A 22603-nucleotide genomic window follows, 5' to 3' on the forward strand; every position below is an offset into this window, starting at 1 on the left:
GCCGCCACCGATGACATCGACCGTGCACCGTCAGGCGCCTCCGGCCGGACCGGACCCCCGTCCCGAGGACGGCCGGAGACGCCTGTTTCGCATACCCGGCCGGGTCCGCCGGGGCAGCCTGCCGTACCTGCTCCTGCTGCCCGCGCTGATCTTCGAACTCATCGTCCACGTCATCCCGATGGTGCTGGGCGTGGTGATGAGCCTGAAGGAGCTCACGCAGCTCTACATCCGCCAGTGGTGGCAGGCGCCCTGGACGGGGTGGAGCAACTACCGGGTCGCCGTGGACGTCAACGCGCCCATCGGCCGCGCCCTGCTCGACTCCTTCCTGGTCACCTGCGCCTTCACCGTGCTGGCCGTGGGCCTGTGCTGGCTGTTCGGCACGGCCGCGGCCATCCTGATGCAGGACCATTTCCGGGGCCGCGGCGTGCTGCGCGCCGTCTTCCTCACGCCGTACGCGCTGCCGCTGTACGCCTCCGTGATCGTCTGGGCGTTCATGCTCCAGCACGACAACGGGCTCGTGAACCACGTCCTGCACGACCAGCTGGGCGTCACCGGCAAGCCGACGTTCTGGCTGATCGGCGACAACAGCTTCTTCTCCCTCCTGGTCGTCTCCGTCTGGCGCAACTGGCCCTTCGCGTTCCTGTGCGTGATGGCCGGCCTGCAGAACATCCCGCGGGAGCTGTACGAGGCCTCGGCGATCGACGGCGCCGGCATCTGGCAGCAGATCCGGCTCATCACGCTGCCGTCGCTGCGGTCCATCAACCAGGTGCTCGTGCTGGTGCTGTTCCTGTGGACCTTCAACGACTTCGCGACGCCGTACGTGCTGTTCGGCAGGTCGGCGCCGGCCGCCGGGGACCTCATCTCCGTGCACATCTACTCGGCCTCGTTCGTCACCTGGAACTTCGGGGCCGGCTCGGCGATGTCCGTGCTGATGCTGCTCTTCCTGTCCCTGGTGACCGCCGCGTACCTGCTGGTCACGTCCCGAGTGAGGAGGAGCCGTGGCTGAGCGCTCGCCGACGGCGCCGCCGCCGTCGTTCGTCTGGACCCGCCGGATCGTCCTCACGCTGCTGACCGTCTTCGCGCTGCTGCCGGTCTACGTGATGCTGAGCAGCTCGCTGAAGCCGCTGCGGGACGTCTCCGGCGCCTTCCGCTGGATCCCCGAACACGTCACCTTCCGCCCGTACGCCGACATCTGGCGCACCATCCCGCTCGGCCGCTACTTCGAGAACTCGATCATCGTGGCGACCGCGGCCACCGCACTGTCCGTGGTGGTGGCCATCTTCGCGGCGTACGCGGTGAGCCGGTACCGCTTCCGCGGCAGGCGGGTCTTCACGGTCACCGTGCTGTCCACCCAGATGTTCCCGGGCATCCTGTTCCTCCTGCCGCTGTTCCTGCTCTACGTCGGCATCGGGAACGCGACCGGGATCGCCCTGTACGGCTCGCGCGGCGGGCTGATCCTCACGTACCTCACCTTCTCGCTCCCCTTCTCCATCTGGATGCTCGTCGGCTACTTCGACTCGATCCCGCAGGGGCTCGACGAGGCCGCGCTGGTGGACGGATGCGGCCCGCTCGGCGCGCTGTTCCGCGTCATCGTCCCCGCCTCGCTCCCCGGCATCGTCGCGGTCGCCATCTACGCCTTCATGACCGCCTGGAGCGAGGTGCTGTTCGCCTCGGTCATGACCAACGACGCCACCCGGACGCTCGCGGTGGGCCTGCGCGCCTACGCGACCGAGACCGACGTGTACTGGAACCAGGTGATGGCCGCCTCGCTGGTGGTCAGCGTGCCGGTGGTCGCCGGGTTCCTCCTGCTTCAGCGTTACCTGGTCGCCGGGCTCACCGCCGGGGCCGTCAAGTGAGCGCCGTCCCTACCGCAGAAAGGCACTCCGTGGATCACCTCAGCCTGCTCCCCGTGGACTTCGCATGGGGCGTGGCCACCTCCGCCTACCAGATCGAAGGCGCGGTCGGCGAGGACGGCCGGGCCCCGTCCATCTGGGACACCTTCAGCCACACTCCGGGGAAGGTGGACGGCGGCGACCACGGCGATGTGGCGTGCGACCACTATCACCGCTGGCCGGAGGACATCGAGATCATGAAGCGGCTCGGGCTGACCGCCTACCGGTTCTCCATCGCCTGGCCGCGCGTCATGCCCGGCGGGTCCGGTCCGGTGAACGCTCCCGGGCTGGCGTACTACGACCGTCTCGTCGACGCCCTGCTCGAGGCGGGCATCACGCCGTTCCCCACGCTCTATCACTGGGACCTGCCGCAGGTCCTCCAGGACGCCGGCGGCTGGACGAACCGCGACACCGCCAGCCACTTCGCCGACTACTCCGCCCGCGTCGTGGAGAGGCTCGGCGACCGCGTCACCGACTGGGCCACCGTGAACGAACCGCTGTGCGCCGCCTGGATCGGCCACCTCGAAGGCCGCCACGCGCCGGGCCTCGCGGACGTCAAGGCGGCCGTGCCCGCCTCGTACCACCTGCTCCTCGGTCACGGGCTGGCGGCGCAGGCCGTACGGGCCGCCGCGCCCGGCGCACGCGTCGGCATCGTGCACCTGCTGAACCCCGTCGAGCCCGCCGGCGACTCGGCCGCCGACGCCGCGGCGGCCGACCGCTTCGACGGGCACACGAACCGCTGGTGGCTCGACCCGGTCTTCGGACGCGGCTTCCCCGCCGACATGCTCGAGGTGTACGGCGTCGACCTTCCCGAACAGCCCGGCGACCTCGAGACCATCGCGGCGCCGCTGGACTGGCTCGGGGTGAACTACTACCGTCCGGCGGTCGTCGCGGGCGACCCCGACGGCGCGCCGCCGTACGTCCGGGAGACCACGCCGACCGGCCGCCGGCTCACCGGGATGGACTGGGTGATCGAACCCGACGGGCTGGAGAGCATCCTGACCCGCGTCGCCGAGGAGTACCGGCCGCCCCGGATGTACGTCACCGAGAACGGCTCCGCGTGGACCGACACCGTCGACGGCGGGCGGGTGCACGACCCGGAGCGCGCCGACTACCTGGAAGGGCACCTGGCCGCGTGCGCGTCGGCGGCCGGGCGCGGCGTGCCGCTGGCCGGGTACTTCTGCTGGTCGCTGCTGGACAACTTCGAATGGGCGGCCGGCTACGCCCCGCGCTTCGGGCTCGTCCACGTCGACTTCGCGACACAGCAGCGAACCGTCAAGGACAGCGGCCTCCGCTACGCCGAACTGATCCGCTCACATCGCGAGCGGGCGCGCGTCTGACCCGGGACCCCGAGACCGCGGCCCTCGCCGGCGTCGCCTCCCGGCGAGGGCCGCGCCGTTCCAGGGGCGGCACACGACGCGAGGATCACGCGGGAGTCGAGAACGCTTGGTCGCTGCCGGTTCCGGCTCACAATGCGTCGCGCCCAGGTTAGGTTCGACGCGTGGGGTGGCGAAGCGGGTGGCGAACGTGGGCGGCGTTGGCGGCGGGGCCGGCGCTGATCGCCGTTGGTGTGGCGCTGGCCTCCGGTCCCATCGCCGACTCGATGGCGTTCGAGCGGGCCCCGTACTGCGCGACGCCTCCGCCGGCCGATACGAGTCACTGCGTCACGCGGCTCGCGATGACCGTCATCCGCCAGTCCACGTACACGACCGAGAACCCGGACCCGCCGGACCCGCCGCAGGTCCCGCCACCGCAGCCGCCGCAGCAGCCCCCGATCGGGCCGTTCCGGGTGGTCCTCCCGACCGTGGCGGGTCTGCGGATCCTCGCCGCCTCGCGGACCACCCACTACGCGATCACCGTACGGACCGCGGACGGGCGGTACCACGACTTCGAGGTGGAGCACGGCTTCTACAAGGTCGCCGAGGCCGGCACCACCGGCACCGCCGAGGTCTGGCACGGCCGCGTGGTACGGCTGCGGATCGGCACGCACGTCGACGACGAATGGGCGGACTGGAAGGTGGCCTTCCCGGTCTTCATCGTGCTGGCCGGAGTGGTCGTGTTCGTCGTCGTGGTGATCCGCCTTCTCAGGCGAAGCCTCCGTGCGCGCAGAAGACGGCGCGTCACCCGCGTCCGCGGATTCCCGTACGGCTGAGGCCCGCGCGGCGGGGTGCCGCGTGGGCCACGGGTAGGGATCAGCCGGTCACGGGTAGCCGACCACGTCGACCGGGGTGGTGGCGGTGCCCTGGGCGGCGCCGCCGGTGTCGTTGATGACGTGGTCGATCGTGCCGTTGCCGCCGAGGGACACCGTCAGCAGGTCGTGGAACTTCACGCCGGAGGTGTTCGGCACCTCGAAGGCGTGCGCCGCGTGGATCGAGGGGTCGACGTTGAAGTAGCAGTAGCTGCCGAGGCCCCACCCTTCGTGCGTCTTCACGTTCGCGCCCACCTTGTAGGCGGCGTAGCCGTTGGTGGAGCCGTTCATCCAGGCGCCCTGGTTCGGCGGGTCGTACGGCATCTCGTTCTGGAAGAAGTACGTCCGGCCGCGCTCGCCGTTCCAGATGACCTCGTACTTCTGGTAGTGCTCGACGAACAGGCCGTACGCGGTGACGTCGTTGCCGTTGACGATGAGTCCCGTGTCGGCGGTGTTGCTCGTCCAGCCGACGCCCGAGCCGTGGTCGGCCCGCCACGCCCAGATGTGGTCGATGATCGCGTTGTTGCTGTTGACGACCAGGCTGTTGGTGGCCTTGCCGACGCCGGCGCCGCCGATCCGGAAGAAGACGTCCTGGATCGAGGTCGGGTCGGCGGAGTGGTCGGCGGTGGATCCGCTCGGGCCGATCTGGAGCAGGTTCGGCGAGTTCACCGAGCCGGCGTCGAAGAGCAGGCCGGCGACCTTGACGCCGTTCACGTCGGCGACGGACATCGGCGTGACGCCGTTCTGGGGCACCAGCGTGGCGTACCCGAGCCCGAGGACGACCGTGTCCGCACGGGTCACGTTGAGCGTCTGGTCGATCTTGTAGACACCCGGGGTGAACAGCAGGTTCAGTCCCTGGCCCAGCGCCTGGTTGAGCGTCGCCGCGCTGTCGGAGGGCTTGGCGACGTAGAACTGGCTCAGCGGGATGGACGAGCCGGCGGTGCTGCCGCCGCTCCAGGTGGTGCCCTGGGAGTTCTTCCGCAGCGCGGGCACGAACACCCGGTAGGCGCCGGAAGAGTCGACGTACAGGAACGGCTTCTCCCGCGTCACCGGCGAGTTGGCCACGGTGGTGTACGGCGGGTTCGGGAAGCTCTGCGCGGGCGCGCCCGACACCCCGCTGAACACCATGTTCCACACGCCGTTCAGCCATCCGCCGATCTGGCTGTCGCGGGTGAGCCACTGCTGCTGCGAGTACGGCTGCGCCTGGCCGTCGACCTTGCTGTCGGCGATGTAGCCGCCGCTGGCCCAGCCGTAGCCGGTCGGCGCGAGGTTCAGGTCGCCCTTGATGTGCATGCGGCGGAACGGCGCGGCCTGCGACACCGCCCACCGGTCGAATCCGCCGGACGGCTGGACGGCCAAGTTCTCCGCGGACCGCCAGAAGTTCTGCGTGGCGTTCCCGTTGAACCATCCGGCGTCGACGGTGACGCCGCCGTTGATGGTGACGTCGTCGGGCGAGGCGCCCAGCCCGGCGATCGAGGTGTAGAAGCCGATGTTCGCGTTGACGTTGTAGCTGCCAGGCTTGAAGAGCAGGGCGTACCGCTCGCCGCCGAACTGGTTGCTCTCCTGCTGCTTGAAGACGGTGTCGAGCCGGCTCTGGATGGTGGCGGACGACATCGAGGGGTCGAACACGAAGACGTTCGGCCCGAGGTCGCCGCCTCCGGGCAGCGTGCCGCCGCCACCGGCGGTGGTGTGGACGGCGAATTCCCAGAGGGAATAGCCGTAGGCGGTGGTGCGGGCGGTGCCGTACATGCGAACGTAGCGACCGGTGCCCGTGACGTTCAGCGTCTCGGTGCCGCCCTGGCCGGTCGTCGTGGAGTAGACGGTGGTCCAGGTGGATCCGTCGGGCGAGGTCTGGATCTGGTAGGCCTTGCCGGCGGCGGTCTCCCACTGGAGCACCACCTGGCAGATGTCCTGCGACGAGCCGAGGTCCACCTGGATCCACTGCGGGTCGCTGAAGGCGCTGGACCAGCGCGTGCCGGTGTCGCCGTCGACCGCGTTCGCGGCGGCGAATCCGGCGGCTTCGGTGGAGGACGCGGTCGCGGGCCGGCCCTTGGCGGCGTCGTCGCCGCCGCAGGTGGCGGCCCCGGCGGCGGGGGCGACGGCGATGAGGAGACCGGCGATGAGCGCGATCAACGCGGCGACGGACGCCGGTCGGTGGCGACGGGATCTCGGCCGGGGCCGGCGGCAGGGGCGTGGGCGGGTTTCATCACATCTCCCGGGTCGGGGGCGGGGAGGAGGATCGGAGCGCGGGCCCGCGGGTCCGCGTGGGGAGCACGGGTCCGGGCGCGGTGTGCGGGGTCCGCGCGCCGGCAGACTTGATATACACCTTATTTAATGACGTGATTTAACCTCCGGTGAAAGGGGTCGTCAAGAGTGCGTAACACCCGGCCCGAGGCTTCTTCGAGCGCTTGTTATAAGATCTGAACTACTCGGGGAGGTCGATATGTGGGAGCACGTCACGCCGGAGCGACGACGGGGCACGGTGCGGGATCTCCGGCGCGACAACCGGTCGGTGCTGCTCTGGTCGCTCTACTTCGACCAGCCGTCCACCCGCCAGGAGCTGAGCCGGACGACCGGCCTGTCCCCCGCCTCGGTCAGCAACGTCGTCCGCGAGCTGATCGACGAGGACATCGTGCACGAGGCCGGCGCGGTCGACTCCGACGGCGGCCGGCCCCGCGTCCTGCTGCGCATCAACCAGGACCACGGTTACGTCATCGGCGTGGACGTCGGCGAGACCCGGGTCCGCGTCGAGCTGTTCGACCTCGCGATGACCGAGCGGGCCACGGCCGACTATCCGCTGGACCCTCGCGAGCACGGCGTGACAACGATCGTCGACCGGATCCTGGAGGGACTGTCCGCCGTGCTGGCCGACGCCGGCGTCGGCCCCTCGGCGATCCTGGGTGTGGGCATCGGCGTCCCCGGCGTCGTCGAGCAGGGCGACGAGGTCATCGTGCACGGCCAGACGTACGGCTGGGACGCGGTCCCCCTCGGGCATCTGCTGCGGGCCGGCACCGACCTTCCCCTGCACATCGACAACGGCGCCAAGACGATGGGCCGCGCGGAGATGTGGTTCGGCGCGGGGCGGGGCGCCCAGCACGCGGTGGTGTGCCTCATCGGCTCGGGCGTCGGCGCAAGCGTCATCGCGCACGGCCGGACGCACCGGGGCTCCACGTCCAGCGCCGGCGAGTGGGGCCACACGACCATCGCGGTCGACGGCCGCGAGTGCCGGTGCGGGGCCCGGGGATGCCTGGAGGCGTACGTCGGCGCCGAGGCCATCCTCGACCGTTACGCGGGCGCGCCGCCGGGCCAGGACGAGGAGTCCGCGCTGGCCGCCCTGCTCGACGCGGCCGAGGACGGTGCGGGTGAGGCGGAGAGCATCCTGGAGGAGACCGCGCTCTATCTCGGAGTCGGCATCTCCGACCTGATCAACCTGTTCAATCCCGAGCGGATCATCCTGGGCGGCTGGGCCGGCCTGCTGCTCGGCGAGCGGCTCCTGCCGCAGATCCGCGACGCTGCCCGCCGGCACTCGCTCAGGCACGCGTTCTCCGAGACCTCGATCGAGCTGGGCCGGCTGGGCCCGGAGGCGGTGGCGCTCGGCGCGGCGACCCTTCCGATCGAGCGTTTCCTCAACGGGGAGACCCATCTCCCGGTCGAGCGCACACGCTCGGCCGGCTGAGCACGCCCGAGCGGAGGGGCGGCGCGCCGGAGAGCCAGCAGGTCCGACAGGTCTTGCCAGGGCTTTACTGACCTGTAAGTATGCATTCCGTGGACGGATTGAGCCCAGGCGGTCGGCGACTCCTCGACGTCGCGTCCGAGGTCTTCTACGCGGAGGGGATCCGTGCCACGGGCGTCGACACTCTGGTGGATCGGGCCGGCGTCTCCAAGCCCACGCTCTACGCGCAGTTCGGGTCCAAGGAGAATCTCGTCGCCGCCGTCCTCGACCAGCGCCGCCGGCGGCGTCAGGAGGTTCTGACCGCGTTCCTGGCCCAGAGCGACGCCCGGGGCGTCGACCGGATCCTGGCCGTGTTCGACTGGCTCGCCCAGGGGCACGGCCGGGAGGGGTTCCGCGGTTGCCCGTTCACCAACGCCGCCGTCGAACTGCCCGACCCGGCCCACCCCGCCCGTACGGTGATCGCCTCCTACAAGGACTGGCTGCGTGAGACTCTGACGTCGCTGGCGCGGCAGGCAGGCGCTCCCGACCCCGAGGAGTTGGGCTTCGCCCTCCTCATGCTCATCGACGGGGCCAACGCGCGCGTGGTCGTGGCCGGTGACCGTACGGCCATGCGCCGGGCCAAAGCGGCCGCCGCCCGGCTCATCGGGCGCCTCGACGACCCCGACGCCGAGCCCGCGACCGAACGGAGGACCACGTGAGAGCATCCCTGCGCCCCGGCCTGACCGCGACGCTCGACTACCGCGTGCCCGAGACCCGGACCGTCCCGCATCTGCTGCCCGAATCGGACGAGTTCGGCGCGATGCCGGCCGTGCTGGCGACCGGCTATCTCGTCGGGCTGGTCGAATGGACCTGCATGCGGGCGCTCGCCGGTCATCTCGACGAGGGCGAGCGCACCGTCGGCGTGCACGTCGACCTCAGCCATGAGGCCGCCACTCCCCCCGGCCGCGCGGTCACCATCGACGTCGAGCTGACCGCCGTCGACGGTCGCCGTCTCACCTTCGCCGTCCAGGCCAAGGACGACGCGGCGACCGTGTGCCGGGGCACGCACCGGCGTGCGGTGATCGACCTGCGTCGTTTCGAGGAACGCCTCGCCGACCGGGCCGCGACGGAGGGCCCCGCGTGAACGCGGACGCCCACCGGGTGTTCGACGCCCACCTGCACATCATCGATCCCCGGTTCACGCTCATCCGGAACAACGGCTATCTCCCGCCCGCGTTCACGGTCGACGACTACCGGCTGCGGACGCGCGCGCTCGGAGTGACCGGCGGGGCGGTGGTGTCCGGCTCCTTCCAGGGATTCGACCAGGACTACCTGGTGGAGGCCCTCCAGCGGCTGGGCGAGGGGTTCGTCGGCGTCACCCAGTTGCCCGCCTCGGTGACCGACGAAGAGATCGCGCGACTGGACGCGCAGGGCGTACGGGCGGTGCGGTTCAACGTACGCCGGGGCGGCTCGGAGACCCTCGACCACCTGGACGCCCTGGCCCGCCGCGTCCACGAGGTCGCCGGGTGGCACACCGAGCTGTACATCGACGCGCGTGACCTGCCGGACCTGACTCCCGCCCTGAGCGCCCTCCCGGCGGTGAGCGTCGATCACCTCGGGCTCTCCGAAGACGGGCTGCCGCACCTGCTCGCGCTGGTCGAACGCGGCGCCCGGGTCAAGGCGACCGGTTTCGGCCGCGTCGACCTCGACGTGACCAAGGCGATCCAGGCCGTGGTCGCCGTCAACCCGGAGGCCCTCATGTTCGGCACCGATCTGCCGTCCACCCGTGCCCGGCGCCCGTTCCACGACGACGACCTGCGCCTGCTGGCCGACGTCGTCGGGCCGGACCACGTCCAGGCGGTGCTGCACGACAACGCGCGCGCCTTCTACCGCGTCTCGCGCCCGCTCGGCCGCTGAGGACCGGGAAGGCGCCCGGGCCGGGTGGGCCTTGCCGACCGGTCGGCGAATTCGGTAGGACTCGGACGATCGTGCGATACGCGGCGAAAGCGTTGTCCGAAGAGGAGCGTCAATGTTGCTCGGTGAGGTCCGCGAAGAGATCGTGGAGGTGTGCCGGCGCCTGTCCGCCGCCGGCCTCATGCCGGGCACCTCCGGCAACGTCAGCGTACGCGTCGGCGACCGCGTCGCCGTGACCCCGAGCGGGCTCGACTACGAGCGGATGACGGCGGACCTGGTCGGCGTCCACCGGCTGGACGGGACCCCCGTCGAGGCCCCGCTGGCGCCCACCTCGGAGATGCCGCTGCACCTGGCGGTGTACGCCGCGACGGAGACCTCCGCCATCGTGCACACGCACTCGACGGCGGCGACCGTGCTGTCGACGCTCGTCGACGAGCTCCCGCCCATCCACTACATGGTCGCGATGTACGGCGGACCGGTCCTGGTCACCCCCTACGCGACGTACGGAACGCCGGAACTCGCGGACAACGCGGTCCGCGCGCTGCGCAGATCCGCCGCGTGCATCCTCGGCAATCACGGCACCGTGACGCTCGGCCCCGATCTGCGCACCGCATGCTCGCGAAACGAGTACCTGGAATGGGTGAGCGAGCTCTACCTGCGGGCCGCGAGCGTCGGCCGGCCGCGGCTTCTCGACGCCGAAGAGATCGAGCGGGTGGCCGGCAAGCTGGCCGACTACGGGCAGGCACCAACGTTGTAACGGGCGGACCCCCGCATCAGGTCCACTCATCTTGTTGTGGCTGAGAGCCCGCAAAGCCCCGACGAACGCGTTCGTGACGAGCGCGTTCGCTAGGCTGCGGGCATGACAGCGCGTTCCGAGTCCCCACGCAGCCGCCGCGAACGACCGGCCAAGCCGGCCCTGACCCGCGAGGGCATCGTGGCCACGGCGATGGAGATCATGCGGGCCGAGGGTCTGCAGAAGGTCACGGCGCGCCGCCTGGCTCAGGAGCTCGACACCGGCCCCGCCTCGTTGTACGTCTACTTCCGCAACACCGCCGAACTGCACGCCGCGGTGCTCGACGAGCTCCTGGGCACCGTCGAGCCGCCCCCGGCCGAAGGAGACTGGCGCGAGCGGCTGGAGAGGCTGCTGACCTCCTACACGCTCGTGCTGTTCGAGCATGCCCGGCCTGGCCCGGTCCGCGCTGGTGTCCCGTCCCGGCGGCCGGCACTACCTCAACCTGATCGAGTCGCTGCTGGCCCTGCTGGACGAGGGTGGCGTCGCGCCCGCCCAGGCGGCCTGGGGAGTCGACCTGCTGCTGCAGGTCGCGACGGCAACGGCGGCCGAGCAGGCCACCCGGGACGGATCAGCCACCGCCCAGGACGAGTGGGACGCCCTCTCCCAGGCCCTGCACGGCGCTTCCGGGCAGACGCACCCGCACGTCGCCGCGCTCGCCTCCCAACTGCTCTCCGGCACCGGGCCGGAGCGGCTTTCCTGGGCCTTCCAGGCGCTGATCCACGGCATCGCGCACACTCCCACGCCCGCCGACGACGTCACCTGACACGACGCCGCAACGGACGACGCGTCGGCCCCTCTCCCGCAGGCGAGCGGGTGACCGATCCCGCAGGTGACCCATGCCCTTTCGGGCCCATCATTTGTCTGACTGTGATGTCAATTGACCCTCGGAGGGAGCGGTGGCGACACGCCCGTCCCGACGTCGACGGACACCGTTTCTCGCCCGCCAAGCGCACTCCGGCCGGTCCGACCGCGTTCACAATATGGCCTCTGAGCTGGGATTATCACACCGTGGCCGTCCGGCGGTTACGGCGGACATCGCGCGGCAGCGTCTCCGATTCATCGCTCTCACCGGACCGGACATCACGCTCTTTACTTCTCGAGCGATTTGCCATTATTGTCACTCTGCTCACACCGAGTGGCCGGATCTCGGGCGCGCCATCCGACCCCTTCCCGCCCCCGGCGTGGCGACCACGCGCGTCGTGTCGCGCCGTCCGTCGCCCGCCTCTACTCGATCGGACGAGCGCAATGACCGTCGAGCTTCACCATCCACCTGGCCGACGTCGACCGAGCGGGACCGGGCACGGCCCGGCACCGAAGAAGATCCGCGCGATCAAGCGAGCCATCTGGTCCGCGGTCGCGGCGGTGGTCGCCACCGTGCTGGCCCTGCCCCTGACCGCGAGCCCGGCGGCGGCGAGCGACACCGGCGTGGCACGTGCCACGGCCTCCTACCGAGCCCTCCAGCGTTACCTCGCCGCCGACCACGGCCTCTACCTCGAGACCTATCCGCACCGGGCACAGGACAACCCCTACTCCTACGTCTGGCCGTACTCACAGGCGCTGGTCGGCACGCTCACGCTCGCCGGCCTGCCCGGCGGCGGCCGCTACGCCGGCGACGTCACCGACCGGCTGCGGGCACTGGAGGCGTACTGGAACGGCCAGACCGATCCGCCCGGCTACGACTCGTACCTGCGCCCGCCGCTCGGCCAGGGCGGCGACAAGTTCTACGACGACAATGAGTGGATCGGGCTCGCCCTCGTCCAGCACCACAAGCAGACCGGGGACAAGGCCGCGCTGGCCCGGGCCGAACAGATCTTCAGCCTCGTGGTGCACGGCTGGGACACCGACTCGTCGCATCCGTGCCCGGGCGGGGTGTACTGGACGCAGGCCCCGTGGAGCCAGGACCGCAACACGGTGTCCAACGGCCCCGTCGCGGAGCTCGGCCTGCAGCTGTACCTGCGCACGCGGAAGCCGGAGTACCTGACCTGGGCGAAGCGGATGTTCGCCTGGGCGGACGGCTGCCTACGCGCGCCCAACGGCCTCTACTGGGACCACATCGACCTCAAGGGCACGATCGAGAAGACCCAGTGGTCGTACAACCAGGGCGTGATGCTCGGCGCGGCCACGCTTCTCTACCAGGCCACGGGCGACCGGACGTACCTGAACAAGGCGCGGGCGATCGCCGCCGCGGCCATCTCCTTCTACAGCGCCGACGACGGGTGGTTCACCCAGCCGGCACGGTTCAACGCCATCTTCTTCAAGAACCTGCTGATCCTCGACGCCCAGTCCCCCGACCCGGCGTACCGGAAGGTCATCCAGCGCTACGCCGACACGGTCTGGGACAAGGTCCGGAACCCACAAACGGGCATCTTCCCGACCGACCTGGACAGCGGCCGGTTCAGTTTCACCGGCGGTAACCAGGTGACGCTCCTGGAGCAGTCGGCGATGGTGCAGATCTACGGCCTCCTGGCCTGGAGGCCGCGCGACTACCGCCTGCTCGCCTGAGCACCCGGCCGGAGACGGCTACGGGCGGGGTGCGGGGGGCACCCCGCCCGTGAACCCGGGGGGAAGGGGCGATCATCGGCTCCGCTCGGCGGAGGTACGCGGTCGGCCCACTTCATCGGCGGGACCGGCCGGCGGCTCGTACGTCATCGGTCCTGGAGGACGGTCGGTCCCCGTGGCCTTCCCGGGACGCTAGGGGGCGCATCCGGGCAGGTCAACAGCGCCCTGTCGACAATGTCGAACAGTCAGGCGGCTACGCCGGGTCGGCCGCAGGCGAATGGGCTCAGGCCGGCTTCAGGCGGAGGACGGCCGATCCGTTGCCGACCGAGACCACCTGGATGACGAGCCGGTTGACCGTGATCACCGCACTGCCGTGCGCGGTCACGTATCCCGTGTTGGTGTTCGTACCCCCGACGACGCTGCTGTCGCAGTCCTCGTCGCTCTGGCAGTCGAGACGGTTCGCTGCCGCGGGAAGCGTGATCACCAAGGACAACTGGTGATCGTCGATGGACTTGACGTTGATGGTGCCGACCTGGAATCGCCGCGCGTCCACCTGGATGTCGGCCCCGCGGGTCACCTTCACCTCGCACCTGCCGCTCTTGCAGGCCTTCAGCGCGCCGCGGCTCGTCGGCGGCGACGCCGGAGTCGGCGACGCCGTCGCGGTGACCGGGGCGTGAGCCGGTGTCGCGGAGGTCACGGCCGGGGCCGTCGGGGCCGTCGGGGCGCCGCCGGCGGAGCCGTGCTCTCCCCGACCACACCCGGTGAGGAGCGCGGCGGCCGCGAGGACCGTCAGGCTCCGGCGCGTACGGCGAGGAAGATCAGCACGTCGAGGCATCATCTCACCACATGGTAGCAAGATGACTACGGAGAGTACATATCCGCGCTGTCGTCAGCCCGCCGTCTCGCGGCCGGTGTCCTCGGCCGGGTGGACGGCGGCGTCGATGTCGTCGGCGAACGTGAGCTTCTCGTCGAGGCCGGCGTTTCGGAGGCGTCGGTGCAGCGTTTCCCCGCCCACGATCGTCACGCTCGCGGGCGGATCCTGGTCGACGTGGTGCTGGACGGAGGACAGCGAGGCCATCCCGGCGGTGTCCCAGAAGGTCAGCCCCCGCAGGTCGAGGATCAGGTCCGCCGGGTGATCCTTCAGTAGGTCGGTGACCGCCGCGAGGAGTTCCGAACCGGCCCGCAGGTCCAGATCGCCGGTGGCGGTGAGCACCAGACGCCGCCGGCCGGTCTCCGCATCGACCGGCAGGGCGCGTGAGGTGAGGTGGAAGGGCGGGCGGGGGCCCGGCCGCGGCAGCGTGAAGGTGAGGACGGCATGGGTGCCGGCCGGGCCGGAGTCGAGGCTGAGAGTGTCGGCGGCACAGCGGATGAGCCACAGCCCGTGGCCGTGCCGGTAGGGCCACCCGCCGGCGCTGTCGTCACCGGGCGTGGGCCGGCTTCCGGGCCGGGCCGGATCGGCGGCGGCCGGGTCATCGCGAACGGCCGAGGGCACGCCGCCGTCGTCGTCGACCTGGCAGCGAAGCTGGCCGGGCAGGCGCCAGACGCGCGCCCGCCCGGACCCGGCACCGTGCCGGATCGCGTTGGTCGCCAGTTCGTGCACACAGATGACGATGTCCTCGGCGCGGCCCTGCGGCATGCCCGCCTCGACCGCGTGGGCCTCCACCGCCGAACGCAGGGCGTACAGGGAGTCACCGTCGAAGAGCTGGTCGAGGATCGGCGGCGGGGCGGCGCGAGCCGCCGGCACCGCTTCGTCACCCTGTGCGCGGCCGGCGTCCGGGCGGTGCGGGTCGTACGGCATGTCGTGGCTCATCGTCGGCTCACATCGACGTTGGGCAGATCGGCGGCGCCCAGGATCACGAATCGGGACTCGATCGCCGGATGGCACTTGAGGATCACGCGGCGAGAGTCGGCGATGCTGCGCGCGGCGTCCAGGATCATGCGGGTGATGGAGACGTCGATGAAGGTCAGCTCCGCCATGTTGACGGTGATGTCGCCGTCGACGCGGATCGCCTCGCTCAGGGCGAGCGCGAGCGCCTCCTGAGCCTGCACGTCGATCTGTCCGGCGATGCGGATGCCCGGCGGCGCGTACTGACGGCAGATCCGCAGCAGTTCGTCGTCGTGGTAGGTGGCCGCCGCGACCGAGTGGGCGTGGAAGGGGGTGACCGAGGCGAGGGTCACGGGATCGAACCGTTCCCGGTCGTACTGGCACAGCACCGACAGAGCGGCGCTGGTCTCCGCGGTCGAGCCCGGGCCGGATGCCGTTCGCGTCGCCAGCTCACCGACCATGCTGGCGATCTCCCGCTCGAACACCGGGAGCTGCTCGATGCCGTCGATCGGCCGCAGCGCCCACGCCATGTCGAGAGCAACCCGCAGGCCCCGGTACCCCTTCCGCTGGGCCACCGCGACCTGCTCACGCAGCCAGCCCACCGCCCGCTCGACCTCGAACGCCCGGCCGGCCAGCAGACCCTCCTGGCAGTCCACGACCGCGATCGGCCCGGCGCCCGCTGTTCCCTCAGCCGGAGGATCCGCCGGGGCGGTGGCGGTGACGAGTCCGCGCCTGCCCAGCTCGACCGCTGCCGCCTGCGGGGTGTCGCTGAGCCACACCACCCGCGATCCCGCCGCCAGCCCGTCGCGGACGAACGCGGCGGTCAGGTCGGCGAGCTCTTCGGTCTCCCCGAAGGTCAGGCACGCGTGATCGTTGACCAGCAGATCCGTGACCTGAGCACCTGTGTCCAAGCTCACCGCGCCACCTCTTCCATCGCACCGACGGCCGCGATCCGCTGACGCGACTGGATCGTACGAATGTAACGGCCCGCCGGTCCGCCCGGGGTGCGAGCCCCCATCGCTCCGAATCGCGATCAGGCCGGTCACGCCTCAGGTGAACGTCGGGCGCCTCCATGCGCCGCCCGGCCGGCCGTCCTCCCTCCGTTCGCCCCGTCTACCCGGAAAAACGCCCCTATCACCCTCTTCGCGGCGGTCCATCTGTGATCACCCTTCGGCGAAGATTCGCCCTCAGCTCATCTCCCCGTCGCCGCCCCGCGTGCCCGAAAGGCGACTTTTCAGGGGTGGGTGGTTTCAAGGTGGTACGGCTGGCCAACGCCGTCGCACCTCATTCCGGCGGACTGCGGACCGCGCTGCGCGAGCTGGGAACGGGCTATCTCGAGGCCGGGCACGAACCGGTCCTCATCGTTCCGGGGTCCGGACCGCACGACGAACAGACGTGTCAGGGACGGGTGATCACGGTACCGGCGCCCATCGTCCCGAAGACCGGCGGCTACCGGCTGATCGTCGCGAGGCGTTCGCTGCGGCGGCTGCTGGAGCGGCTGGAACCCGACCGGCTCGAGGTCTCCGACCGGACGACCCTGCGCTGGACCGGCGCGTGGGCCAGAGCACACGGTGTGCGCTCGATGATGGTCTCCCACGACAACCTCAGCGGCCTGCTGCGCGAGCTGGGTCCGCCGGGACTGCCCACCGAGCGCCTCGCCGACCACATGAACCGCGCCACCGCGGCCTCGTTCGACGTCGTGGTCTGCACGACGGACTGGGCGGCGGAGGAGTTCCGCCGGCTCGGCGTGACCAACCTGATCCGCGTACCGCTGGGCGTCGACCTGGCCTCCTTCTCTCCCGCCCGGTACGACGGGGAGCTCCGGTCCTCCCTCGCGCGCCCCGACGAACACCTCCTGGTGCACTTCAGCCGGCTCTCCCCCGAGAAACGTCCCGACCGGCCGATCGCCGCGCTCGCCGAACTGCGGCGCCGGGGGGTGCCCGCCGTCCTCGCCGTGGTCGGGGACGGTCCTCGTCGGCGTGCGCTGGAAGCGCAGGCCGCCGGGCTGCCGGTCCGGTTCTTCGGTCACGTCAGCGCGCGCGGGCTGGTCGCGTCCCTGCTGGCCACCGCCGACGTCGCCATCGCGCCCGGTCCGGTGGAGACCTTCGGCCTGGCGGGGCTCGAGGCTCTGGCCAGCGGGACCCCGGTCGTCGCGAATCGGGCGAGCGCGCTCCCGGAGGTGATCGGGCGGCCGGGCTCGCCGTCGAGGACGACCCGAAGGCGTACGCGGACGCGGTCGAACACCTCCTCGCCCGGGAGCCTTCGCGGCGCAGGAGCCTGGCTCGCGCCCAGGCGGAGCGGTTCGGCTGGTCCGGGGCCGTCGAAGGTTTCCTCAGGGCGCATGACGTGACGGGCGGGCCACCGGGCCGCCCGGACCCGCGACGTTCGCAGATCGACCCGGCCGCAGGCCGACGCGGCGCGATGGACGAACCGACGGGACGGTGGAACGCGGTGGACGCGCGGGCGGCTCGAGGCGGCGCAGTGGGCGAGCCGACGGGGCGGGACGGCGCGGTGGGCGAGCCAGCGGGCCGGACCGGCGCGGTGGGCGAACCAGCGAGCCGGACCGGCGCAGTGGGCGAGCCGGCCGGACCCGCGTGGTGGGCGAGGCGGCCGTGAGCGGGGACGCGGAATGACGGCGGCGGTCGGACACACCGGTGTGCTGCGTTTCGTGGCCTTGGGCGACTCGGTCACGGTCGGGCTCGGCGATCCGGCGCCCGACGGGGGCTGGCGCGGTTGGGCCGCGCTGCTGAGCGAGTCGCTCGCGCCTCCGGGACACGTGGAGCTGATCAATCTCGCCCGTTGCGGCGCGCGGACCCGGGACGTGGTCGCCGACCAGCTTCCGTACGCGCTGGCGGGGCATCCGACGCTGGCGTCGGTGGTGGTCGGCGTCAACGACACGTTGCGCGGGAGGTTCGAGCTCGCGACGATCGCGTCCGACCTGGACGAGGCCATCACGCGGCTCAGGGAGGCCGGGGCTCTGGTGCTGACCGCGAGCCTGCCGGATCCTGGCGTCATGCTGCGGATCCCCGGTCTGCTCCGGTATCCCCTGGCCCGCCGGATTCAGGCGATCAACACGGTGCTCGACCACCTCGCGGCCCGTCATGGCACGGTCCACCTCGACCTGACCCGACACCCGGCCCTCTACGACCGGCACATGTGGGGGGTCGACCGCATCCATCCGAGCGAACGCGGGCACCGGCTGCTGGCGCAGCTGTTCGCGGTCATGCTCGCCGACCATGGGGTTCGCCTGTGGGAGCGGCTCGACCCGCAGCCCGCCCATCCGAGCCCGAGCGTCTGGGCCCAGGCCCACTGGCTGGCCACCAAGGGGACGGGGTGGGTGCTGCGGCGGTCCCTCGATCTGCTGCCCCACCTGGTACGCATGGGGATCAGCGAGTGGTGGCATCGGATCCGGAACCGGACCGCACGGCTCGACGCGCGCCTGCGCTCGGAGATCGACAACGTCCTCGCGGCCCTCACACCCGAGCCCGCCGCGGGCAGCGGTGTCCTCGAGGACTCCTGATGGTGCTGAGCGTCCCGCTGGCGCTGCTCGGCGCGATGCTGTTCGCGGTCTCCGCCGCCCTGCAGCAGCGTGCGGCACGGACCGCCGCGCAGCGGCACCAAGCACAGCGGCACCACGCGGCACGGCGGCCGTCGCCGGCCCGCGTCGGCGCGGGCGGCCACTCCTCGTCCGCCGAGGAGGGGGCCCCGCCGCCGCGCGTGTCGTCGCTGCTCGTCCGGATCGCGCGCGACCCCCGGTGGTTGCTGGGCTGGGCGGCGGGTGTCACCGGCTTCGGCGCCCAGGCGCTGGCGCTGCACTTCGGGTCGATCGTCATCGTGCAGGCTCTGCTGGTCACCCAGCTGCTGTTCGCGATCCCCCTCGGCGCGATGTTCGGCGGCCGCCGGCCGCTGCGCCGGGACTGGTCGGGGGCGGCCGTGGTCTGCGCCGGGCTGGTCCTGCTGGTGAGCGTCCGCGGCGCGGTGCCGCAGACCGCCGGGCAGGGATCCGCGGTGGCAGTGGTGGTGGCGGTGGCGGCGGGGCTGATCGGCCTGCTTCTCATCGCCGCCCGGTCGCTCCGGTCGTACGCGCAGTCCCGCACGGCCGCGCTCGCCGTCGCGGCCGGCATCTGCTTCTGCCTGACCGCCGTCTTCGTGGTGTTCGCCGGCGACGACCTGGCCCGGCGCGGCCTGCTCGCCACCGCCCTCGACTGGCCGCCGGCCGCGCTCGCCGCCTCGACCGTGCTGGGCACGGTCCTGGTGCAGAGCGCCTTCGCCGGCGGTTCGCTGGCCACCGCCATGACGGCGATGACGGTGACCGACCCGGTGACCGGCTGGATCGTGGGAATGGTGGTCTTCGACGCTCCCCCGGCGGCGAACGCCGGCGTGATCTCGGGGAGCGCGGTCGCGATCGTGCTCATCGTGGCCGGCGTCGCGGTGCTCGCCACCTCGCCGAGCCTGCACGATGAGCGACGCGCGTCACCGGGAGGGTGAGACCTCCGCGTCGGCCGGGCCGATGACCTCGTAGCCGCGCAGGAGCCCGGCGACGGTCTCCGTCCAGGGGTAGCGCTCGGCGGCGGCGCGAGCCGCGGCACGGCGCCGGGCCGCCGGCATCGACAGCAGGCCGCGCACCGCGTCCGCCATGCCGCTCGGCGTACCGTCGCTGACCGCCCCGGAGCCCGGGCCGTCCAAGAGCTCCCGGGCCGCTCCCTCCGGTGGCACCACGACCGGTGTGCCGCAGGCCAGGGCCTCCAGCGTCGCCAGCCCGAAGGTCTCCGCCGGGGAGGGGAACAGCGCGACGTCGGCCGCGGCGACCAGCCCGGCGACGGCCCGCCGGTCGGACAGATGCCCGAGGAACGTGACCGGCAGGCCCCGGGCGCGACGCCGGAGCCGCCTACGGTGCGGGCCGTCACCGATCACGACCAGGGCGGCGTCCACGCCCTGGTCGCGGAGCGCGGCCAGGGCGTCGATCGCGTTCTCCGGGCGCTTCTCCCGCGACAGGCGGGTGACCGTGACCAGCCGTACCGGCCGGTCGCCGTACGGGTCCGCGGGGGCCTTCGAGCCCGACGGGACCTCGGGCTCGGGGCCGCCGTACGGGTCCGCGGGGGCCGCCGAGCCCGGCGCGGCCTCGGGCTCGGGGCGGAAGGTGACGAGGTCGACGCCCAGCGGGATCCGGTGGACGTGGGGCGCGCCGATCCGCTCGAACTCGGCCGCCGAGAAGGCGGAGGTGACGATGACCCGGTCCACGAGGCGGCTGAGGCGCCGGTTGACGATGTTCGCCGCCGTACGCAGCGGGAACCAGCGTGGCACCCTCGGCAGCAGGATCGCGTCGAGGCGTTCGTGGGAGAACAGTACGAGCGGCACGCCGCGCCGGCGGCTCCACCGGGCCAACCAGCCAAGGCTGATCTTGTCGCTGACCTCCAGCACGTCCGGTGGCCTGGCATCCAGCAGCCGGAGCACCCGCTTCCGGCCGGTCAGGATCCGGTAGTCCCCGAGGCCGGGCAGGCTGAGGCCGCGCACCGTGATGCGCTGCCCGGCCGGCGTCTGCTCCACCGACTCGGCTGGCCCCGGCACGATGAGCACCCGCTCATGGCCGGCCTGCCGGTAGCCGCGGCCGAGTTCGTCGAGCGCGATGCGCAGGCCGCCTGACGTCGGGGTGTAGAAGTTGGCGACCTGCACGATCCTCAATGCGCACTCACAGCGTCCGCCGCCACCACGTCCGAGTAGGTCATCGCCCGGCCTCCCGCCGCGAGCACCGCTTCGATCGCGCGCAGCGTGGTGTCGCGCAGGCCCGGGCGGTCCAGTTCGTCGGGGTGCAGGGCGATGCGCACGAGACCGCCACGCCTCGCCCGCCACCGCGCCCACTCCTTCAGCAGGACGGCCCCGAGCCGTTCGCCGGCGCCACCGGGCCGGTGGGACAGCGCGAACCCGCGCCACAGCCGCCCGCTTCGCAGGTCGCGTACGCCGAAGTGCGACGTGGTGTACCGGAATCCGGCCTGGCGCAGCGCCCGGTTGGTGGCGGCCGAGGCCAGCCACCCCGGCGGCGTGAAACCGTGGGCGACCAGGCCCAGCTCCCGCAGGACGGCCCGCCCCGACATCAGCCGGTCGGCCGCCTGCACCTCGTCGAGCGCGCCGAACTCGGCCGCGCCGCGCGCGACCAGCCGGCCCACCGCACGGCGCGGCAACGACCCTTCCGGGCCGGCCTGGTGGCTCCACCCGTGCATCACCAGCTCGTCGCCGTGCGCGGCCCGGGCCCGGAGCACCGCCGCGTACCCCGGCTCGTCGGCGAGCGAGGTGCCGCGCCACGGGCCGGGGACCACGAGAAGCGACACCGGGATCCCCAGCGAGTCCGCGTCCGCGCACCAGCGCCGCGTCTGTTCGGCCGTCACGGGAGCGACGTCGTGCACGCTCACCACCAGGTGCGTCACTCCGTGCCGCACCGTGAGTCCTCGACCATCCGGTCCCCCTGCCTGCCTGAGATGATTCGAACGGACGGCGGGACGATATTCCGGGCGGCGGACGCGGAGTGGACGACCCGGTTGCGGGAATCTTCAGGGCACCCGACCATTCCGTGACCCGCCGCGTCTCCCGCCGTCGTAGGGGCCTCGCCGCCCATGCCCATCGGCCACCCGCCGCCGCGCATCAGGCGGCCTGCCGCGCGGCCCGGCCGTACCGGACGGACTGGTAGTGGCCCACCAGTTCCTCGCAGACGCTGCTCCAGTCCCGCCCGCGAACCGACAGCAGGGCCTGGCCGGCCAGCTGCCGGCGCAGCGCGGGGTCGTCCACCAGGGTGGCGACCGCCGCCCGGAGCATGGACGGGTCGTCCGGGGGATAGAGCAGGCCGTTGTAGCCGGGACGAACCAGGTCGAGCGGGCCTCCGGCGGCGGGCGCCACCACCGGGACCCCGGCCGCCAGCCCCTCCTGGACGGCCTGGCAGAACGTCTCGTCCGCGCCGGTGTGCACGAACACGTCGAGGGAGGCGACCAGCTCCGACAGTTCCCGGCCGGTACGGAACCCGGTGAAGACCGCGTCCGGCAGCATGCGGCGGAGCCGCCGCCCGGCCGGGCCGTCGCCGACCACGACGAGCCGGACGCCCGGCATGTCGGTCAGGTGCCGCAGGAGGGACACGCGCTTCTCGACGGCCAGCCGGCCGACGTAGCCCACGAGCACCTCTCCGTTGGGGGCGAGGCCGGCGCGCAGCGCGGCCGACCGGTGCCGTGGGTGGAAGCGCCCGTCGTCCACTCCCCGCGCCCACAGCGACAGCCGTGGGACGCCGCGCCGGTGGAGCTCGTCCAGCGTGGGTCTGGACGGCGCCAGGGTGCGGTCGGCCTGTTCGTGGATGTGACGCAGCCAGGCCCATACGAGGTGGTCGGCCCCCCGAAGGCCGTACCGGCGGGCGAAGCCCACGACGTCGGTCTGGAAGACCGCGACGGTCGGTACGTCCAGCCGCCGGGCGGCGGCGACGCCGGACGCGCCGAGCGCCAAGGGAGCGGCCAGGTGGATGACGTCCGGGCCGAATTCGTTGAGTGCGCCCGTCACCTGGCGCGTTGGTATTCCGACGACGAATGAGCGGTAGAACGGCAGTGCGACCCCCCGCGTCAGCCGTACCGGCTGACCCGCATGGCCGTCGGGCCCGGGCCCTGGTGCGACCACCAGGACCTCATGGCCTCGACCGGCCAGATGCTCCACCACACGGCATACCGAGTTCGTCACCCCGTTCACACGGGGCAGGAACGACTCGGTCACGATGGCGACCTTCACGGCCGTGAGCCTGACTGCGCCGTACGACCACCGGGCCGCCGCCCGGTTCCGCCGGAGGAAACATCGGACGAACGGCGTTGATCGC

Annotated in this window: 21 protein-coding genes and 1 pseudogene; 15 read left to right on the top strand and 7 right to left on the bottom strand. The window is 72.0% G+C overall.

What is annotated here, in order from left to right:
- Positions 1-10 precede the first annotated feature (10 nt).
- The 4 genes from ACYVF7_RS39045 to ACYVF7_RS39060 all read left to right on the top strand — a co-directional run bounded on the left by ACYVF7_RS39045 (position 11) and on the right by ACYVF7_RS39060 (position 4044).
- A complete protein-coding gene (locus tag ACYVF7_RS39045) occupies positions 11-1006 on the top strand; it encodes a carbohydrate ABC transporter permease (protein WP_460350684.1) in 996 nt (331 codons plus the stop codon).
- Positions 999-1856: a carbohydrate ABC transporter permease gene (locus tag ACYVF7_RS39050; protein WP_460350687.1), complete on the top strand. Its 858-nt coding sequence runs from the start codon at positions 999-1001 to the stop codon at positions 1854-1856. The genes ACYVF7_RS39045 and ACYVF7_RS39050 overlap by 8 nt, the downstream gene beginning before the upstream one ends.
- Before the next feature lie 29 nt (positions 1857-1885).
- The gene (locus tag ACYVF7_RS39055; RefSeq protein WP_460350690.1) at positions 1886-3232 is read left to right on the top strand and encodes a GH1 family beta-glucosidase; all 1347 of its coding nucleotides are present in this window, start codon (positions 1886-1888) and stop codon (positions 3230-3232) included.
- A 161-nt stretch (positions 3233-3393) separates the two neighbouring features.
- Positions 3394-4044, top strand: coding sequence for a hypothetical protein (locus ACYVF7_RS39060; RefSeq protein WP_460350693.1), 651 nt, complete (start codon positions 3394-3396; stop codon positions 4042-4044).
- Positions 4045-4092: 48 nt separating this feature from the next.
- Here the strand turns inward: ACYVF7_RS39060 and ACYVF7_RS39065 are convergent, their stop codons facing one another.
- On the bottom strand, positions 4093-6213 hold the full coding sequence (locus ACYVF7_RS39065; protein WP_460350695.1) for a galactose-binding domain-containing protein: 2121 nt from the start codon (positions 6211-6213) through the stop codon (positions 4093-4095).
- Positions 6214-6523: 310 nt separating this feature from the next.
- On the opposite strand from ACYVF7_RS39065, the gene ACYVF7_RS39070 reads away from it, so the two are divergent.
- The 8 genes and pseudogenes from ACYVF7_RS39070 to ACYVF7_RS39105 all read left to right on the top strand — a co-directional run bounded on the left by ACYVF7_RS39070 (position 6524) and on the right by ACYVF7_RS39105 (position 12941).
- Positions 6524-7756 carry an ROK family protein gene (locus ACYVF7_RS39070; RefSeq protein ID WP_460350697.1) on the top strand — a complete coding sequence of 411 codons (1233 nt, stop codon included), beginning with the start codon at positions 6524-6526 and terminating at the stop codon, positions 7754-7756.
- An 89-nt stretch (positions 7757-7845) separates the two neighbouring features.
- The gene (locus ACYVF7_RS39075) at positions 7846-8451 is read left to right on the top strand and encodes a TetR/AcrR family transcriptional regulator (protein ID WP_460350699.1); all 606 of its coding nucleotides are present in this window, start codon (positions 7846-7848) and stop codon (positions 8449-8451) included.
- Positions 8448-8876: a thioesterase family protein gene (locus ACYVF7_RS39080; protein ID WP_460350701.1), complete on the top strand. Its 429-nt coding sequence runs from the start codon at positions 8448-8450 to the stop codon at positions 8874-8876. The genes ACYVF7_RS39075 and ACYVF7_RS39080 overlap by 4 nt, the downstream gene beginning before the upstream one ends.
- Positions 8873-9649, top strand: a complete 777-nt coding sequence (locus ACYVF7_RS39085; protein WP_460350703.1) for an amidohydrolase family protein — start codon at positions 8873-8875, stop codon at positions 9647-9649. The genes ACYVF7_RS39080 and ACYVF7_RS39085 overlap by 4 nt, the downstream gene beginning before the upstream one ends.
- A 112-nt stretch (positions 9650-9761) precedes the next feature.
- Complete coding sequence (locus tag ACYVF7_RS39090) at positions 9762-10403, top strand: class II aldolase/adducin family protein (RefSeq protein WP_460350705.1); 642 nt, start codon at positions 9762-9764, stop codon at positions 10401-10403.
- A 198-nt stretch (positions 10404-10601) separates the two neighbouring features.
- Positions 10602-10658, top strand: a pseudogene (locus ACYVF7_RS39095) (hypothetical protein); the annotation flags it as partial.
- A gap of 163 nt (positions 10659-10821) precedes the next feature.
- On the top strand, positions 10822-11202 hold the full coding sequence (locus ACYVF7_RS39100; RefSeq protein ID WP_460358358.1) for a TetR/AcrR family transcriptional regulator C-terminal domain-containing protein: 381 nt from the start codon (positions 10822-10824) through the stop codon (positions 11200-11202).
- A gap of 482 nt (positions 11203-11684) precedes the next feature.
- Positions 11685-12941: a glycoside hydrolase family 76 protein gene (locus ACYVF7_RS39105; protein WP_460358361.1), complete on the top strand. Its 1257-nt coding sequence runs from the start codon at positions 11685-11687 to the stop codon at positions 12939-12941.
- A gap of 280 nt (positions 12942-13221) precedes the next feature.
- On the opposite strand, the gene ACYVF7_RS39110 is transcribed toward ACYVF7_RS39105, so the two are convergent.
- Genes ACYVF7_RS39110 through ACYVF7_RS39120 form a run of 3 tightly spaced genes read right to left on the bottom strand, consistent with a single transcriptional unit; the run spans position 13222 to position 15680 of the window.
- A complete protein-coding gene (locus ACYVF7_RS39110) occupies positions 13222-13776 on the bottom strand; it encodes a hypothetical protein (protein ID WP_460350707.1) in 555 nt (184 codons plus the stop codon).
- Positions 13777-13827: 51 nt separating this feature from the next.
- Positions 13828-14748, bottom strand: coding sequence for an ATP-binding protein (locus ACYVF7_RS39115; protein ID WP_460350709.1), 921 nt, complete (start codon positions 14746-14748; stop codon positions 13828-13830).
- Positions 14745-15680 (bottom strand): MEDS domain-containing protein, encoded by a 936-nt coding sequence (locus tag ACYVF7_RS39120; RefSeq protein ID WP_460350711.1) that lies wholly within the window; start codon positions 15678-15680, stop codon positions 14745-14747. Before ACYVF7_RS39120 ends, ACYVF7_RS39115 begins: the two co-directional genes overlap by 4 nt.
- Before the next feature lie 323 nt (positions 15681-16003).
- Here ACYVF7_RS39120 and ACYVF7_RS39125 point away from each other — a divergent pair, with 323 nt between their 5' ends.
- The 3 genes from ACYVF7_RS39125 to ACYVF7_RS39135 all read left to right on the top strand — a co-directional run bounded on the left by ACYVF7_RS39125 (position 16004) and on the right by ACYVF7_RS39135 (position 19251).
- Positions 16004-17113, top strand: coding sequence for a glycosyltransferase (locus ACYVF7_RS39125; protein ID WP_460350713.1), 1110 nt, complete (start codon positions 16004-16006; stop codon positions 17111-17113).
- Between the two features lie 279 nt (positions 17114-17392).
- Entirely contained in the window at positions 17393-18283 is an 891-nt protein-coding gene (locus tag ACYVF7_RS39130) for an SGNH/GDSL hydrolase family protein (RefSeq protein WP_460350716.1), read from the top strand.
- Positions 18283-19251 carry a DMT family transporter gene (locus tag ACYVF7_RS39135; protein WP_460350718.1) on the top strand — a complete coding sequence of 323 codons (969 nt, stop codon included), beginning with the start codon at positions 18283-18285 and terminating at the stop codon, positions 19249-19251. Before ACYVF7_RS39130 ends, ACYVF7_RS39135 begins: the two co-directional genes overlap by 1 nt.
- Here the strand turns inward: ACYVF7_RS39135 and ACYVF7_RS39140 are convergent.
- From ACYVF7_RS39140 to ACYVF7_RS39150, 3 genes are all read right to left on the bottom strand, one after another.
- Entirely contained in the window at positions 19237-20436 is a 1200-nt protein-coding gene (locus ACYVF7_RS39140; RefSeq protein ID WP_460358364.1) for a glycosyltransferase, read from the bottom strand. The genes ACYVF7_RS39135 and ACYVF7_RS39140 overlap by 15 nt on opposite strands.
- 5 nt (positions 20437-20441) lie before the next feature.
- Positions 20442-21197 (bottom strand): DUF2334 domain-containing protein, encoded by a 756-nt coding sequence (locus tag ACYVF7_RS39145; RefSeq protein WP_460350720.1) that lies wholly within the window; start codon positions 21195-21197, stop codon positions 20442-20444.
- A gap of 202 nt (positions 21198-21399) precedes the next feature.
- Positions 21400-22518 (bottom strand): glycosyltransferase family 4 protein, encoded by a 1119-nt coding sequence (locus tag ACYVF7_RS39150; RefSeq protein ID WP_460350722.1) that lies wholly within the window; start codon positions 22516-22518, stop codon positions 21400-21402.
- Between the last annotated feature and the right edge of the window lie 85 nt (positions 22519-22603).

The organism is Actinoallomurus acanthiterrae, assembly GCF_054775715.1.

Excerpts from the sequence above, each read along its gene's own strand:
- ACYVF7_RS39045 (WP_460350684.1), top strand. The coding sequence starts at position 11 with ATGACATCGACCGTGCACCGTCAGGCGCCTCCGGCCGGACCGGACCCC.
- ACYVF7_RS39070 (WP_460350697.1), top strand. The coding sequence starts at position 6,524 with ATGTGGGAGCACGTCACGCCGGAGCGACGACGGGGCACGGTGCGGGAT.
- ACYVF7_RS39090 (WP_460350705.1), top strand. The coding sequence starts at position 9,762 with ATGTTGCTCGGTGAGGTCCGCGAAGAGATCGTGGAGGTGTGCCGGCGC.
- ACYVF7_RS39100 (WP_460358358.1), top strand. The coding sequence starts at position 10,822 with ATGCCCGGCCTGGCCCGGTCCGCGCTGGTGTCCCGTCCCGGCGGCCGG.
- ACYVF7_RS39105 (WP_460358361.1), top strand. The coding sequence starts at position 11,685 with ATGACCGTCGAGCTTCACCATCCACCTGGCCGACGTCGACCGAGCGGG.
- ACYVF7_RS39110 (WP_460350707.1), bottom strand. The coding sequence starts at position 13,776 with ATGATGCCTCGACGTGCTGATCTTCCTCGCCGTACGCGCCGGAGCCTG.
- ACYVF7_RS39115 (WP_460350709.1), bottom strand. The coding sequence starts at position 14,748 with ATGAGCCACGACATGCCGTACGACCCGCACCGCCCGGACGCCGGCCGC.
- ACYVF7_RS39130 (WP_460350716.1), top strand. The coding sequence starts at position 17,393 with ATGACGGCGGCGGTCGGACACACCGGTGTGCTGCGTTTCGTGGCCTTG.
- ACYVF7_RS39135 (WP_460350718.1), top strand. The coding sequence starts at position 18,283 with ATGGTGCTGAGCGTCCCGCTGGCGCTGCTCGGCGCGATGCTGTTCGCG.